At 64.7% G+C, this 14,495-nt stretch carries 13 protein-coding genes; 3 read left to right on the top strand and 10 right to left on the bottom strand.

Annotated features, from left to right (window positions below; translation table 11 throughout):
* Positions 1–24: 24 nt before the first annotated feature.
* From CVS48_RS04315 to fdnG, 3 genes are read right to left on the bottom strand one after another with little or no spacing between them, the layout of a single operon-like run.
* A complete protein-coding gene (locus tag CVS48_RS04315) occupies positions 25–657 on the bottom strand; it encodes a formate dehydrogenase subunit gamma (RefSeq protein ID WP_100853395.1) in 633 nt (210 codons plus the stop codon).
* Positions 650–1,549 carry a formate dehydrogenase subunit beta gene (fdxH, locus tag CVS48_RS04320; protein WP_100853396.1) on the bottom strand — a complete coding sequence of 300 codons (900 nt, stop codon included), beginning with the start codon at positions 1,547–1,549 and terminating at the stop codon, positions 650–652. The genes CVS48_RS04315 and fdxH overlap by 8 nt, the downstream gene beginning before the upstream one ends.
* Positions 1,550–1,559: 10 nt before the next feature.
* On the bottom strand, positions 1,560–4,628 hold the full coding sequence (fdnG, locus tag CVS48_RS04325) for a formate dehydrogenase-N subunit alpha (protein ID WP_145964665.1): 3,069 nt from the start codon (positions 4,626–4,628) through the stop codon (positions 1,560–1,562).
* A 287-nt stretch (positions 4,629–4,915) separates the two neighbouring features.
* On the opposite strand from fdnG, the gene CVS48_RS04335 reads away from it, so the two are divergent.
* On the top strand, positions 4,916–6,355 hold the full coding sequence (locus tag CVS48_RS04335; protein ID WP_167400944.1) for a DUF1254 domain-containing protein: 1,440 nt from the start codon (positions 4,916–4,918) through the stop codon (positions 6,353–6,355).
* Between the two features lie 77 nt (positions 6,356–6,432).
* Complete coding sequence (locus CVS48_RS04340; protein WP_100853400.1) at positions 6,433–6,933, top strand: acyl-CoA thioesterase; 501 nt, start codon at positions 6,433–6,435, stop codon at positions 6,931–6,933.
* Positions 6,934–6,981: 48 nt separating this feature from the next.
* Here CVS48_RS04340 and CVS48_RS04345 read toward each other — a convergent pair whose 3' ends face one another.
* The 5 genes from CVS48_RS04345 to CVS48_RS04365 all read right to left on the bottom strand — a co-directional run bounded on the left by CVS48_RS04345 (position 6,982) and on the right by CVS48_RS04365 (position 12,252).
* Positions 6,982–7,989 (bottom strand): sterol desaturase family protein, encoded by a 1,008-nt coding sequence (locus CVS48_RS04345; RefSeq protein WP_100853401.1) that lies wholly within the window; start codon positions 7,987–7,989, stop codon positions 6,982–6,984.
* Between the two features lie 2 nt (positions 7,990–7,991).
* Positions 7,992–8,783, bottom strand: coding sequence for a polysaccharide deacetylase family protein (locus CVS48_RS04350; protein WP_167400945.1), 792 nt, complete (start codon positions 8,781–8,783; stop codon positions 7,992–7,994).
* A complete protein-coding gene (locus CVS48_RS04355; protein ID WP_100853403.1) occupies positions 8,767–9,747 on the bottom strand; it encodes a YncE family protein in 981 nt (326 codons plus the stop codon). The genes CVS48_RS04350 and CVS48_RS04355 overlap by 17 nt, the downstream gene beginning before the upstream one ends.
* Positions 9,748–9,923: 176 nt before the next feature.
* Positions 9,924–10,796 (bottom strand): DUF2950 family protein, encoded by an 873-nt coding sequence (locus CVS48_RS04360; protein ID WP_100857503.1) that lies wholly within the window; start codon positions 10,794–10,796, stop codon positions 9,924–9,926.
* Between the two features lie 4 nt (positions 10,797–10,800).
* Positions 10,801–12,252, bottom strand: coding sequence for a DUF3300 domain-containing protein (locus CVS48_RS04365; protein ID WP_100853404.1), 1,452 nt, complete (start codon positions 12,250–12,252; stop codon positions 10,801–10,803).
* A gap of 206 nt (positions 12,253–12,458) precedes the next feature.
* On the opposite strand from CVS48_RS04365, the gene CVS48_RS04370 reads away from it, so the two are divergent.
* Positions 12,459–12,896, top strand: a complete 438-nt coding sequence (locus tag CVS48_RS04370) for a universal stress protein (RefSeq protein ID WP_100853405.1) — start codon at positions 12,459–12,461, stop codon at positions 12,894–12,896.
* Positions 12,897–12,988: 92 nt separating this feature from the next.
* Here the strand turns inward: CVS48_RS04370 and CVS48_RS04375 are convergent, their stop codons facing one another.
* On the bottom strand, positions 12,989–13,999 hold the full coding sequence (locus tag CVS48_RS04375; RefSeq protein WP_100853406.1) for a 2Fe-2S iron-sulfur cluster-binding protein: 1,011 nt from the start codon (positions 13,997–13,999) through the stop codon (positions 12,989–12,991).
* 12 nt (positions 14,000–14,011) lie between these two features.
* The gene (locus CVS48_RS04380; RefSeq protein ID WP_100853407.1) at positions 14,012–14,491 is read right to left on the bottom strand and encodes a GlcG/HbpS family heme-binding protein; all 480 of its coding nucleotides are present in this window, start codon (positions 14,489–14,491) and stop codon (positions 14,012–14,014) included.
* Positions 14,492–14,495 lie beyond the last annotated feature (4 nt).

Below are 14,495 nucleotides of genomic sequence, written 5' to 3' on the forward strand. Positions count from 1 at the left end.
AGCCCCCGGCGGGGCGGGCGAACCCTATTTTTTGACTTGCTCGCGGAACCAGGCGCGGTGGTGTTTCCAGGCCCATCCCGCCGTCACGTAACCGCGCAGCATCGCCGTCAATGATCCCTTGACCCAGATCGCCGCATAAATGTGCACGATGATCGAGCAGATCAACACCAGCGCGCTTACCGCGTGCACCACCGATGCGACCCGCACCACCCAGATCGGGAAATAGAACGCGAAAAACTCGCGCCAGATCACGATGCCGCTTGCGAACAAGCCCAGCATGCACAACACCAGCACATAGAAAAGCAGCTTCTGGCCGGCGTTGTACTTGCCGACTTCGGGCAGCTTTTCTTCGCGGTTCTCAACCACGTCGTTCAACTGCCTGAGCCACTGGCGGTCTGCCTTGGTCAGCATGTTGTGCCGCCACATGTGGCCGGCGAACACCACGAAGCACACGAACATCACCACCCCGATGATGGGGTGGAGAAAGCGCGTCCAGGGACCGCCCCCGAACAGGTTGGTGAGCCAATACATCGACGGGTGAAACAGCGCCAGCCCGGACAACGCCAACAGGATGAACGTGAAGGCGATGATCCAGTGGTTGGTGCGCTCGCCCGGCGAATAGCGCTTGATGCGGCGGTGATGGCGGTCTTCAGTCATGACGCATCTCCTCTTCGGCGCGGCGTTCGTCTTCTTCCGAGACCTCGTTGCGGCCCACGCGGGCGTAGTGGAAGAAGCCCGCCAGGGCGGTCAGGGCCATCATGGCCACGCCCACCGGTTTAGCCAGACCCTTCCACAGCGACACCATGGGGCTGATGTGTGGGTCCTTGGGCAGGCCGTGATACAGCCCGGGCTGGTCAGCGTGATGCAGCACATACATGACGTGGGTGCCGCCCACGCCTTGCGGGTCGTACAGCCCCGCCTGGTCGAAGCCGCGCGACTTCAAGTCCACGATGCGCTCTTCGGCATGCTGCTTCATGTCTTCCTTGGTGCCGAAGACGATGGCGCCGGTGGGACAGGCCTTGACGCAGGCCGGCTCCTGGCCGACAGCCACGCGGTCGGAACACAAGGTGCACTTGTACGCCTTGTGGTCTTTCTTGGAGATGCGCGGCACGTTGAACGGGCAGCCTGTGATGCAGTAGCCGCAGCCAATACAGCTTTCCTCGTGGAAGTCCACGATGCCGTTGTTGTATTGGATGATGGCGCCCGGCGAGGGGCAGGCTTTCAAGCAGCCCGGATCCTCGCAGTGCATGCAGCCGTCTTTGCGGATCAGCCATTCCAGGTCGCCCGCGGGGTTCTCGTATTCCGAGAAGCGCATAACGGTCCAGGAATGCTCGGTCAGGTCGGCCGGGTTGTCGTAGACGCCGACGTTGGTGCCGATCTCGTCGCGCAGATCGTTCCATTCCATACAGGCGCTTTGGCAAGCCTTGCACCCGATGCACTTGGACACGTCGATCAGCTTGGCCACCGAACCCGTGATGGGCTCGCGAATGCCGGGCGGCGGCGTGGTGGTGGCGGAGCGCCGCTTGATGTCTAGGGATTGCATGGACATGTCGGTTCTCCTAAACCTTTTCGACCTTGACCAGGAACGACTTGAATTCCGGAGTCTGGGAATTGCCGTCGCCCACGAATGGGGTCAGGGTGTTGGCGAGGAAGCCGGGTTTGGCCAGGCCCACAAAGCCCCAGTGGATGGGTATGCCCACGTGGTGCACGGTCTTGCCCTCGATGGTCAGGGCGCGCAAGCGCTTGGTGACCAGCGCCACGGCCTTGATGTAGCCGCGGTTGGACGACACCTTGACCCGCGACCCGTTGGCAATGCCCAGTTCCTTGGCCAGCGCGTCGCCGATCTCCACGAATTGCTCCGGCTGGAGAATCGCGTTGATGCGGACGTTCTTGGTCCAGTAGTGGAAGTGCTCGGTCAGGCGATAGGTGGTGGCCACATAGGGGAAGTTTTCCACCGTGCCCATCGCGGCCAGGTCGTCCTTGAAGACGCGCGCGGCCGGGTTGCTGGTCACGCCCTTGGCCTTCGGGTACAGCGGGTTGTAGCCCAGTGGGGTTTCGAAGGGTTCGTAGTGTTCGGGGAACGGCCCTTCGGCCATGCCCGCCCGCGCGAAGAAGCGCGCCACGCCCTCCGGGTTCATGATGAACGGCCCCATGCCGCCCGCGGGGTTCTCGTCGCCCTTGAAGTCGGGAATGTCGGCGCCCGCCCAGATCTTGCCGTTCCAGCCGATCAACCTGCGGCGCGGATCGAAGGGCTTGCCCGTCACATCGCAAGACGCGCGGTTGTACAGGATGCGGCGGTTGGCCGGCCAGGCCCAGGCCCAGTTCAGGGTCTGGCCGATGCCGGTGGGGTCGCTGTTGTCGCGCCGCGCCATCAGGTTGCCGCCGGGGCCCCAGGCGCCGGCGAAGATCCAACAGCCGCTGGCCGTGGAGCCGTCGTCGCGCAGTTCCGCAAAGCCCGCCAATTGCTCGCCCCCCTTGCGCATGACCTTGGTGGGGTCCTTGGGGTCGACCAGGTCCACCAGCGCACGGCCGGAATATTCCTTGGCCAGCTCCTCGGCGGTAGGGTTCTGCGGGTTGGCGTACGGCCAGGACAGGTTGACGATGGGGTCCGGATACTTGCCGCCTTCGTCCTGGTAGAGCTTGCGCAGGCGCGTGAAGATGAGCGACATGATTTCGATGTCGCTCTTGGCTTCGCCGGGGGGCTCGGCGCCCTTCCAGTGCCATTGCAACCAGCGCCCGGAGTTCACCAGCGCGCCATCTTCCTCGGCAAAACAGGTGGTGGGCAGGCGGAAGACTTCGGTCTGGATCTTGGACGGATCCACATCGTTGAGCTCGCCTGCGTTGCGCCAGAATTCCGAGGTCTCGGTGACCAGCGGGTCCATGATGACCAGGTACTTCAGCTTGGCGAAGCCGTCGTTCATCTTGGCCTTGTTGGGCGCGGCCGCCAGCGGGTTGAAGCCCTGCGCGATGTAGCCGTTCATCTTGCCCTGGACCATGAGCTCGTAGACCTGAAGCATGTCGTAGAGCTTGTCCAGCTTGGGCAGGTAGTCGAAAGCCCAGTTGTTTTCGGCCGTGGCGGCGTTGCCCCACCAGGCCTTCATCAGGCTGACGTGGAACTTGTTGTAGTTCTGCCAGTAGCTGAGCTGGTTGGGACGCAGCGGCTTTAACGTGCGGGTCTCGATGTACTTGGCGTAGTCCTGCTCGGGTTCGTTGGGCAGCGTCATGTAGCCCGGCAGCAGGTTCGACATCAGGCCCAGGTCGGTCAGGCCTTGAATGTTCGAGTGCCCACGCAGCGCGTTCATGCCGCCGCCGGCAATGCCGATGTTGCCCAGCAACAGTTGCACCATGGCGCCGGTTCGGATGATCTGCGAACCGATGGAATGCTGCGTCCAACCCAGCGCGTACAGGATGGTGCCCGCGCGGTTGGGGCTGGCGGTGGACGCCAGCATCTCGCACACCTTCAGGAACTTGTCTTTCGGCGTGCCGCACACGCGCTCGACCATGTCTTCGGTGTAGCGCGAATAGTGCTTCTTCATCAGCTGGTAGACGGTGCGCGGATGCGCCAGCGTGGGGTCCGTCTTGACGAAGCCGTCGTCGCCGCGCTCGTAGTCCCAGCTTGCCTTGTCGTACGTGCGCTTGTCGGCGTTGTAGCCCGAATACAGGCCCGCCTCGAACGCAAAATCCTCGCGCACGATGAAGGAAAAGTCGGTGTAGTTGCGCACGTACTCGTGCTGGATCTTGTCGTTATCCAACAGGTACTTGATGACGCCACCCAGGAAGATGATGTCGGTGCCGGTGCGTATGGGCGCGTAGAAGTCCGCCACGGATGCCGAGCGCGTGAAGCGCGGATCCACAACGATCAGCTTCGCCTTGTTATGGGCCTTGGCTTCGGTTACCCACTTGAACCCGCACGGGTGGGCCTCGGCGGCATTGCCGCCCATGATCAACACTACGTCCGCGTTCTTGATGTCGACCCAATGATTCGTCATCGCTCCACGGCCAAACGTCGGGGCAAGACCTGCCACCGTCGGGCCGTGTCAGACACGTGCTTGATTGTCGAACGCCAACATCCCCATGCTGCGCACGGTCTTGTGCGTGATGTAGCCCACCTCGTTGCTGCTTGCCGAGGCGGCCAGCATGCCGGTGGTCAGCCACCGGTTAACTGTTTTGCCATCCGCGGTCTTCTCGACGAAGTTCGCGTCGCGGTCGGCTTTCATGAGTTTGGTGATGCGGGTGAGCGCGTCGTCCCACGACATCCGCTGCCATTTGTCCGACCCGGGAGCCCGGTATTCCGGGTACTTCAGGCGGTTGGGGCTGTGGATGAAATCGATCAGCGCCGCACCCTTCGGACAGAGCGTGCCGCGGTTGACGGGGTGATCAGGGTCGCCCTCAATGTGCATGATGCTGGCGCGCGCGTTCTTGGACCCATCGCCCAGACCGTACATCAGCAAGCCACAGGCGACCGAACAGTAGGGACAGGTGTTGCGCGTTTCAGTCATGCGCGCAAGTTTGTACTGACGGACCTCAGCCATGGCCGTGCCGGGGGCTACCCCCAGCAATGCCAGGCTGGAGCCTGCCAGGGTTGCACCTGTCACCTTGAAGAACTGGCGGCGATTCATGTTGACCATGAAGCACTCCTCTCCTGGTGAATGAACAAGGCTGCTGGCTCGCCCAAAGCGGAAAAGCCCCACAGCCTTGAAGGACATTGCAAAAGTATATGCCTAAGGGGGACGCCCACGCCATGCATAACGCACGCTGCACTGCGGAAATGAAAGCGAAATGGAAGTTGTTCGCAGATTTTGGATCTTCTTGCGGCTGCTACATTTCGCTTTCACTGCTGACCGTTGGAACACCGATGCGCCGCCGCTTTGCCCGCTTTGCCCTCTCGGCTCTCTTGCTTGCCGGCTTGGCCTGGATGCCAATCCCCACCGCCTACGCGGCCCCCGCGTCCGGCCAGCCCACGCCCGCCGCCGCCGCCACCGAAGCCGCGCATCAAGCGGCCATGGAGGGCTATCTGTACTTCTATCCGCTGGTCACGATGGACCTGACCCGGCGCCAGTTCACGCACCCATCGCAAGCAGACAAAGGCGCGGCCGCCAATACCTTCCTGCATGGCCGCACGCTGCCCCAGGCCGGCGCCGTCGCGGCCTCGCCCTGGGCCAACCCCGACATGCTGCGCAGCACCGGCTGGGTGGACTTGACGGCCGGCCCCGTGGTGCTGTCGGTGCCCGACACGCAGGGCCGGCTGTCCACGCTGACACTGCTGGACATGTGGACGGACGTCTTCGCCACGCTGGGCCCGCGCAGCACCGGCACGGCCATGTCCAACACCGTGATCGTGCCGCCCGGCTGGACGGGCACGCTGCCTTCGGGCATGGCGCGCATCGACGCACCCACCGCCCAAGCCTGGGCCAAAATCCTCATCCAGACCAACGGGCCCGCCGACACCGCCGCCGTCCACGCCTTGCAGGACGGCTACACGCTGACGCCGCTGTCGCAATGGAACCTGCCCGCGCAATCGCAGCGCGTGAAGTCCGACCCGAACCTGGACCTGAAGATCTCGGTGCGCGAACAGGTGGAATCGATGCCGACCGATGCCTTCTTCACCTACGCCGCCGCGCTGCTGCGCAAGCACCCGCCGCACGCCACCGACCAGCCGGTGCTGGCCATGCTGCGCCGGGTGGGATTGATACCCGGCAGGCCCTTTGACTTCGACAAGCTGGACCACCCCGCGAAGCAAGGCATGCGACGCGGCCTGCGCGCCGCGCGCGAGCGCATGACCGCCGCCTCGGGCGCCAGCTTGCGCAGCCTGAACGGGTGGCAGCAGGAGACGGCCAGCGTGGGCGTGTATGGCAACGCCTATCTGCGCCGCGCGCTGGCCGCCCAGGCACAACCCGGCGCCGGCCTGCCCGAAGACTTGTCCGTGCTGCTGCTGGCGGCCGACAGCCAGGGTGCACCCATTAATGGCGCGCACCACTACGTCATGCGTTTTGAAGCCGGGCAGTTGCCGCCCGCCGGCGCGTTGTGGTCGCTGGCGGCCTACGACGACCAGGGCATGCCGGTGGCAAATATCCTGAACCGGTATGCCCTGGGCGATCGCTCGCCCTTGCTTTACAACGCCGATGGCTCGCTCGAGCTGCACATCAGCCAGGCGCCGCCCCCGCCCGAGCAGCAGGCCAACTGGTTGCCGCTGCCGTCAATGGGGTCGGCAACCCTGCTGCTGCGCGTGTACGAACCGCGCCCCACGCTACTGGATGGCTTGTGGATACCGCCCGCGCTGGTGCGCAACGGGCCAGAGGCATTGCCCGACGCCGCGTCGCCGGTCGCGCAGGCGGCGCCCGCGAATAAACCCTAGGACGCGCCCTGTTGTCGGCACCATGACAGCCACTGCCGCTACCATAGGCGTTTTATTTTTAGTGATGAGCGCCCGCCATGGACGACGCCTTTAGCCACCAATTGTCGATGACCATCCTGATGACGCCGGACATGGCGAATTTTTCAGGAAACGTCCACGGCGGAACCATCCTGAAGTACCTGGACCAGGTGGCCTACGCCTGTGCCAGCCGGTACGCCGGCCAATACGTGGTGACGCTGTCCGTGGATCAGGTGGTGTTTCGCGAACCCATCCACGTGGGCGAATTGGTGACTTTCCTGGCGGCCGTGAACTACACCGGGCGCACGTCGATGGAGATCGGCATCAAGGTCGTTACCGAAGACATCCGCCAGAAGCTCGTGCGCCACACCAACAGTTGTTATTTCACGATGGTGGCGGTGGACGACAAGGGCGCTCCCACGGCCGTGCCCCCGCTGGCCCCGCGCAACCTGGAAGAAAGGCAGCGTTTCGAAGCCGCTCGCCTGCGCCGCGAACTGCGCCAGGAAATGGAACGCCGCCACGACGAGATCAAGCGCGAAACCACGCACGACGCGGCGTAGGCCGGATCCGTCGCGCGCATTCATCCTTCGCGCGACGTCAGATCGCGATCAGGCCCGCTCCGCCGCCCCCGGAGGCGCGGGCGGCACGGACGCCGGCTCGCGGTCACGCCCCACCATGCGCTTCAATCCCAGCCATTGCTGGGACCAGAATCCGCGGCCGTAGTCGCGTCCGCCCAATTCGGCCTGTTGGTCGTGGATGCCCGTGGGGCCGTAGCCGACGCCGAAGCGGGCGGTGCGAAACAGCACGTCCCAGATGGGGAACAGCGCGGCGAAGTTATAGCCGCCGACGGGGCCAGGCGTGGATGCGTCGTAGGCAATGGAATGGTGGTGCCGATGAAAGCGCGGGCTGACCAGCAAGCGTTCGCCCAAGGCGCCAAAGTGCATGCGCAGGTTTGCGTGCGACAGGCTCTGCGCCAATTGGGTAATGGCCACCACCACCACGAACTGCGCGGGCGGCACGCCCACCAGTTGCGACACGAACACGACCAGCACGTCGCGCAGCATGTCGTCCAGCAGATGGTTGCGGTCGTCGCTCCAGACGGTCATCTGGCGCTGGCTGTGATGCACGGCGTGCAGCGCCCATAGCCAGCCAAAGCGATGTTGCGCGCGATGGTAGAAGTAGTCGACCGCGTCGAACAGCAGCAGATAGATGATCAGGCTGACCCAGGCTTTGTCCGTGACGCCGGGCCAGTACTGGTCAAGCTGGAACGGCGCGAAGCCCCACACGTGCAACTGCCCGAACACACTGTCCCAGAACGGATCGATGGTGAAGAACAGCGCCAGCCGGAAAACGCCCAGCCGGTGGATCAAGGTATAGAGCACGTCGATGCCGATCTGGCGGCGGTCGGTAACGGGCTCGACCGGCCGCAGGCGTTGCAGCGGGCCAAGCACCAGCACCAGCACGGCTACCTGCACCAGCCCGACCAGCAGCCACATGGTGGCGTCGTAGCCGTCCTCGATGAGGTTGCTCATGCCCAGGTGAAACAGCGCGGGCTGGATCAGGGTTTCGAAGAGCCACTGCTGGCAGGCTCCGAAGAATTGGCTAAGCGTGTCCATGATCAATGATGCGTGGCGATCCAATCGCGATAGGCGGGGTTCTTGTCCAGGGTGGCGAAACAATAGCCCTTCTGTTGCAGGCCCACAATCAGGGGCTCAAGCACGGCGGGGGCCCAGGGGTCCTGGCGCGACCAGATACCCAGGTGCGCCAGCAGGATGTCGCCCGGCTTGATGGTGCGCAGGGCCTGGTCCAGCAGCTTCGCGTTGGGGAATTTGTCGCTGGGCAGTTCATCGCCCAGGAAACCGGCAGGCGACCAGCCCACGTGTTCGTAGCCACATGCCTTCGCGGCCTTGAGCAAGGCGGGCGAGGTCTTGCCGCCCGGCGCGCGGTACAGCGGCAGCATGGTGGCGCCGGTCATCTGATGGAAGCGGGTGGCGGAGCGCTTGATTTCGGCGCAGTACTGTTCGGCCGACATTTCAGCGCGCTTGCCGGTGTTGGGGCCGGCGCTGGGCTTCACGCGGAATTTGCCGCCGGGCAGGTCGCCCTGCCAGTAGACGTGATCGTAGGTGTGCGAGGCAAACGCATGGCCTTCCGCCACGCGCGCCTTCCACCAGGGCGCCCACACGTCGTCCAGGCTTGCGCCGTCGGTCTTGGTGCGTTCGTTGGCCAGGAAGAAAGTGACCTTCACCTGATGGCGCGCCAGCACGTCAGCGATCAGCGGCGCCACGCCCATGTGACCGGTATCAAAGGTCAGGTAGACCGGCTTGTCGCAGGTCGTCGGGGCCGCGGCATTTGCCATCGGAACGGCGAATGCCAGCGCGGCGGCGAGCAGGCTCCTAACGGGTTGGAGCATGATTCAACGTCCATACGCCGTGCGGCGATTTTCCTACGGGAACTTGCTGCACGACCTTCTTCTGTTCCAGATCCACCACGGTCAGCTTGCGCGCCCAGCGCGACGTCACCAGCAGCGTCTTGCCGTCGGCCAGGATGTCCATGCAGTCCGGGCCGCCCGGCACGGCGAAGGTGTCGGTGACGGTCAGCGTCAGCATGTCGATGCGGCTGATGGTGTTGGCGGTGCGGTTGCTGACGAACAAGTGATGCTTGTCGCCCTGCGCGCGAAAGGCGTGCGCGCCGGCCCCGGTGGGGATGCGCTTGACCAGCTTGGCGGGGCCGTGGCTGACGTCATAGGCTTCCACGAAGGGATCACCCGTCAGTGCCACCAGCAGGGTTTTCTGGTCGGGCGTCAGGAACACGTCGGCCGGCGTCTTGCCGACCGACACCGTCCACTTCGGTGTCTGCGTGGCCAGGTCGATGGCAATCAGTTGATCGCTGTCCTGCAAGGTGACGTAGGCCGTGGTGCTGCTTTTGTCGATCATGATGTGGCTGGGCGTCTTGCCCGCCTGCACGCGCTTGACCAGTTTCAGTTCCGCGCCCGGATGCTGCGGCTCCCAGGCGTAGATGTCGATATGGTCCAGCCGGTTGGCGGCGGTGACGAACCACTTCATGTCCGGCGAAAACTGCAACTGATAGGGGTCGACGATATCCGTCAGGGTGCGCTGCACCTCGCCTGTCTTCGGATCCATCATGGTGATGGTGTTGCCCGTCGCGTTGGCCACCATCAGCGACTTTTCGTCGGGCGTCAGGTACAGGTGGTGCGGTTCCTTGCCGGTGGGTACCCGTCGCAGTTCTTTGTAGGACACCGGGTCGACGATGCTGACATTGGCGTCCAGGGAATTCAGGACAAAAATCGGCGCGGAAGCCGCCGCTGCGCTAAGCGCCATCCCTACGCCGGCCAGGGCGTAGCGGACAAAATGCAAGGGGTTCAATTTAAAGGTCCGGCGAAGAAGGATCGGGCACCGATCCCGGTGCTCGCCATTTTATGCACACGCACCTTTCAAAAGGGCATCAGGCGAGGGCGTGCGCGCATTCGCTTGCGCCTGTTGCGACTCAGCAACAACCCCCGCCCGCACCGCCCCCTATAAATGCCAAAAACTCATTTGGTGTCAGCGGGTTGCGCGTCGGCCTCGACCCAGTTGCCGTTGTCGATATCGCGATCGCGCAGCGACGCCGCGCGCGTGGCGGACGAGGGTCCAAGGTCGGCCTCGCGCACCCCACCCTGCGGGCCGATGACGAAGGTGCCAACGCCCGTCTGCCCGTAACGCGCGGGCCATGCCACGATGCGGTAGGCCGTGCCGTCGTCGCCCGGCAGGATTTTGTAGCGATACCCGTAATACGCATCGGCCACCGGCACCTCCGGACCCATGACCAGCGCGTCGGGGCCCAGGGCTTGCGGCGGGGCGCCGGGCACTTCCGGCCAGTACAGGCCATCCATGGCGCCGGGGCGGCTGACCAGGCGGCTGGCGTAGCGGCCTTGCCCCACGCCTTGCTGGTAACGGGTTTGCGCGGCCTGCAACTCCTGCAAGGTATCAATGGCGGTCAATTCGTTGCGGCCGATTGCGCGGCGCTGAAGTTCGGCCTTGCCTGCCACCGGGTCAAACCGCCAGCCCTTGCCCGCGCTTACGATGGGCACGGGCAGCGTCCAGCCGGACTCGCCCACGGCCAGCCAGGAGCTGCCGACGTCGGTGATGACCTCGTGCTTCTTGGACCAGGCCGCCAGGAAGCGGTAGATGTCGTCTTGCGCCACCCCGCCCGGCACAAGCTGATTGTGGTTCGGCCCCAGTACCTTCGCCATGGCAGCGGGATCGCTGGTGGCCAGGGCGTCGGCAAAGGCGTCGGCCGCGGCCTCGGGGGTGGGATACACGCTTTGCGCCGCCAGCGGCGCGGCCAGCCCCAGTGCCAGCAGTGTCGCCGCGCCCAAGGCACGGGCACGAATCCAGGCATTCGTCATGAAAGCTCCCTTGTCCATGGTGCTACCTCCGGCCGCCGCGATGACCGCCGCCGCCCGCGTGTCCGCCGCCGCCGCGAGGGGTGCCACCGCCGCCCCGGCTCATGTCGCTTCGGTGACTTTGCTGGCGCATGCGGTCGCCGTTGCCGGAATCGCGTAGCGCGTTATTGCTGTTGGCCGAGCGGGCACGGTTGCGGGCGGCGCTTTCATCCGCGCGCTGGCGCTGGGCCGCGGCCTGATGGTCCTGCGTGGACACGCTTGAAGAGCGCGGGCTGGAGGTGCCGCTGTGGGTGCCGGTCTGTGTGCTGCGCGCCCCTTGACCCTCTTGCCGTCCCGCCGCGCCTTGGCCATTACGGCCCGCCGCAGCTTGGCCACCACGGTCCGCACCCTGGCCGCCACGGTCAGCGGCGCCCTGGCCACGGTCAGCGCCCTGACCACGCCCTGCGCCTGGTTGTGAATGGCCCGCAATGGGCTCCCCGGTGCGCCCCTCGAACGACTGTGCCGCGCGATCGCGCGCCACGTCTCGTGAATTCGCCGCGGGTGGGGCGCCGCCAACACGTCCGCCCTGTCCAGCCTGGCCTTGCCGCTGACCCGCCTGCCGGTCCTGCAAGCCCGCCTGCCGTTGGCTATCGAAGCGCTGACGGTTGGCCTGGTCCGCATAAGGCGTGTTGCCACGGTTCTGTGGGTTGTGCTCCCAGGACACATTGTTGTTGCGGGCGTTGTCGATGCGCTGATTGACGTTGACGTTGTTGTACCGGTTGACGTCGATGTCGACGTCGTTGCTTCCCCAGTTAAAGCCGCCCCACATCGAATTCACCGCCGCCACGCCCAAGCCAAAGCCAATGCCGGACACCAGCGCGGTCCCAAAGACGGACCCGGGCGGCGGCGGGTAGTAGTAAGGCGGGTAGGAAGGATAGGCCCACGCCCCGTAGACCACGGTGGGGTTGTAACTGGGCACGTAGACCACCTGCGGATCAGCCGGTTCGATCACAACCACTGTCTTGTCGTTGGTGGTGTTGGTGGTGACCGTTTGCTGCGGCGTGCTTTTCAGGTTGCCGGCCTTTTGCGCCTGCGTGCGCAAGCGCTGAACCGAATCCATCACGGCGTCCGGCTGCGCCAGGAAGGCATCGCCCACGGACTTCACCCAATCGGGCTGGCGGCCCATCATGTCCATGACGGAAGGGAACGCCACCAGTGATTTCACGCTGGGGTCCCAGGCCTCGCCTTCAACGGCCTTGACCGCCTGGTCACCTGATTCAGAGGTGTGCGCCGCCGACCACTTGGCGGCGGCGGCGACGTCGTCGGGGTACGTGGCCCCCATGAGGATTTGCGACAGCAATGAATCGGGATACAGCGCCACCGGCGCCATCAACTGATCCAATTGGCCGTTGTCCAGCTTGGTTTGCGCCGCCGCGGGCATGCAGACTGCCAGCCCCAGACACAAACAAGCAATTAACCACTCTTGCAGTCGACGCATGAACCGTTCTCCGTGATGCAACGCATGAAGCTGAAAGCCACGAGGGAACTGCCGGATAACGCGCTGTCAATATATGCCCATCGCCGGGGCATGGGAAGCCCCGGCGCCGCGCGCCTCGTCCTTTTGCGGGACTGGATTGCCGGCAGGGCCAGGCCTATACTGATTTCGCCGTTGCTCGACATTCCTTTTCCTAAAGGAGAGGCAACATGTACAGGCACTTGCTCATCGCCGTGGATGGCTCCCTGCTGTCCGAATCGGCATTCAAGCGCGCGCTGGTTTTCGCCAAGGAAATGGGCGCAACCATCACGCTTATCCGCGCTATTCCGGAGGACCATCTGCTGGTTCACCAGGCTGAAATGCTGGGCACCACGCAAACGCATCACACCGACCAGACGCGCAAGAACGCGGAAAACTACCTGAACGGTCTTGAAATGGAAGCCCGCCACGCGCTGGTGCCGTGCAATTGTGTCGTGCTGGTCAACGACCACCCGCACGAGGCCATCGTGGAAACCGCGAAGGGCCAGGGGTGCGACCTGATCATCATGGGGTCGCACGGGCGTCACGGCATGACGGGCTTTCTGCTGGGTAGTGAAACGCAGCGCGTGCTGGCCAAGACGCGGCTGCCCGTGCTGGTGTTCCGCTAGGGCGCGGTGTGGCGTGGCCTGACGCGGCCCGGCCTGACGCGGCCCGGCCTGACGCGGCTCGACCGAGCTCCCAGGCCGGACGTCCTTTGCCGTCAGCCCGCCGGCTCCAGCGCGTGCTGGAAGGTGAAGCTGTCTGCGTAGATGTGGTCCAGGCTGGCGCCGCGTCCGGCCAGCACGTGCTTGGCGTCTTGAATCATGGCGGGTGCGCCGCACAGGTAGATCGCGTGTTCGGAAAGGTCGTCGTGGTCTTGCGCCACGGCGTCCTGCACATGGCCGCGCCGCCCCTGCCAGCTTGCGTCCGCGCGCGACAGCACCGGCACGAAATTGAATTCGTACAAGCGCCCCGCCCAGCCCGCGATTTCGTCTTGCAGATACAGGTCCGCCTGCGTGCGCATGCCCCAATACAGGGTCACGGGCGGGCAGTCTTCCTTGTCCAGCAAGGATTCCAGGATGGCCTTGATCGGCGCGATGCCGGTGCCCGTGGCCACCATGATGAGCGGGCGCCAATCTTCCTCGTGGTAACTGAACACGCCCAACGGCGCCTCGATCGTCAAGGCCGCACCGGCCTGCGCCTGGCCCAGCCATTGGTCGGTGTAGCGGCCACCGGGAATACGACGCACATGGAAGTCGACCATCCCATCCGAGGGCACGGACGCCATCGAGAAACTGCGCGTTTCACCATCCGGCAGCAGCACGTTCATGTACTGGCCCGGCACATAGTCCAACCCGCCGTCGGGCAGCGCCAACGTCAGGTGGATGATGTCGTCCGTGTAGGCGTCGATGCGGTGCACGGTGGCGGCCAGTTGGCGCGGCTCGGGAAACACCTGGCGGCTGCTGGGCACGCTGATGCATAGATCGCTTTCGGCGCGCGCCTGGCAGGCCAGCGCGTAGCCCTCGGCAGCTTCCTCCGGCGTCAACGCCATCGGGAATTCGTCATAGCGCACCGCGCCGGATTCCAGCTTGATGCGGCAGGTGCCGCAGCCGCCGAACGTACATTCGTGCGGCAGCTTCACCGCCGCGCGTTCGGCGGCGTCCAGCAGCGATTCGTCGGCGCCGGCGACGAAGGCGGCGCCGGTCTGCAGGATGTGCACGCGGTATGCCATGACGGGCCTCGCTTATTTCTTGATGTCGGCCTGCACCAGCACTTTCATGCCGCGCGGCTCCAGCAGTTCGGCCAAGGCCGCCAACGCAGCCAGGCCCGCCTGCGTGTCCTGTTCACCATTGCCGCCGCTCAAGCCCACGCCGCCGATCACCTCGTCATTCACCACGATGGGAAAGCCGCCCACGAACACGGCGAACTTGCCGTCAAAGCTCCATTGGATGCCGAACGCTTCGTTGCCGGGCAGCGCGGGTCCGTTGGGCGGCGTGTTGAACAGATGCGTCGAACGCTTGTGGCCGGCGGCGGTAAAGGCCTTGTTCCAGGCGATTTGCGGGCCGGTGATGCGCGCGCCATCCATGCGTTCCAAGGCGATGGGATAGCCGCCGTCGTCCACGATGCAAATGGATTCCAGCACCCCGATGGCTTCGGACTTGGCCATGGCCGCACGCACCATCACGCGCGCTTCTTCCAGTTCCAAGCGGTAAATCTGTTTCATAGTC

The organism is Achromobacter spanius (genome assembly GCF_002812705.1).
In the GTDB taxonomy this organism is placed as follows: domain Bacteria; phylum Pseudomonadota; class Gammaproteobacteria; order Burkholderiales; family Burkholderiaceae_B; genus Achromobacter; species Achromobacter spanius.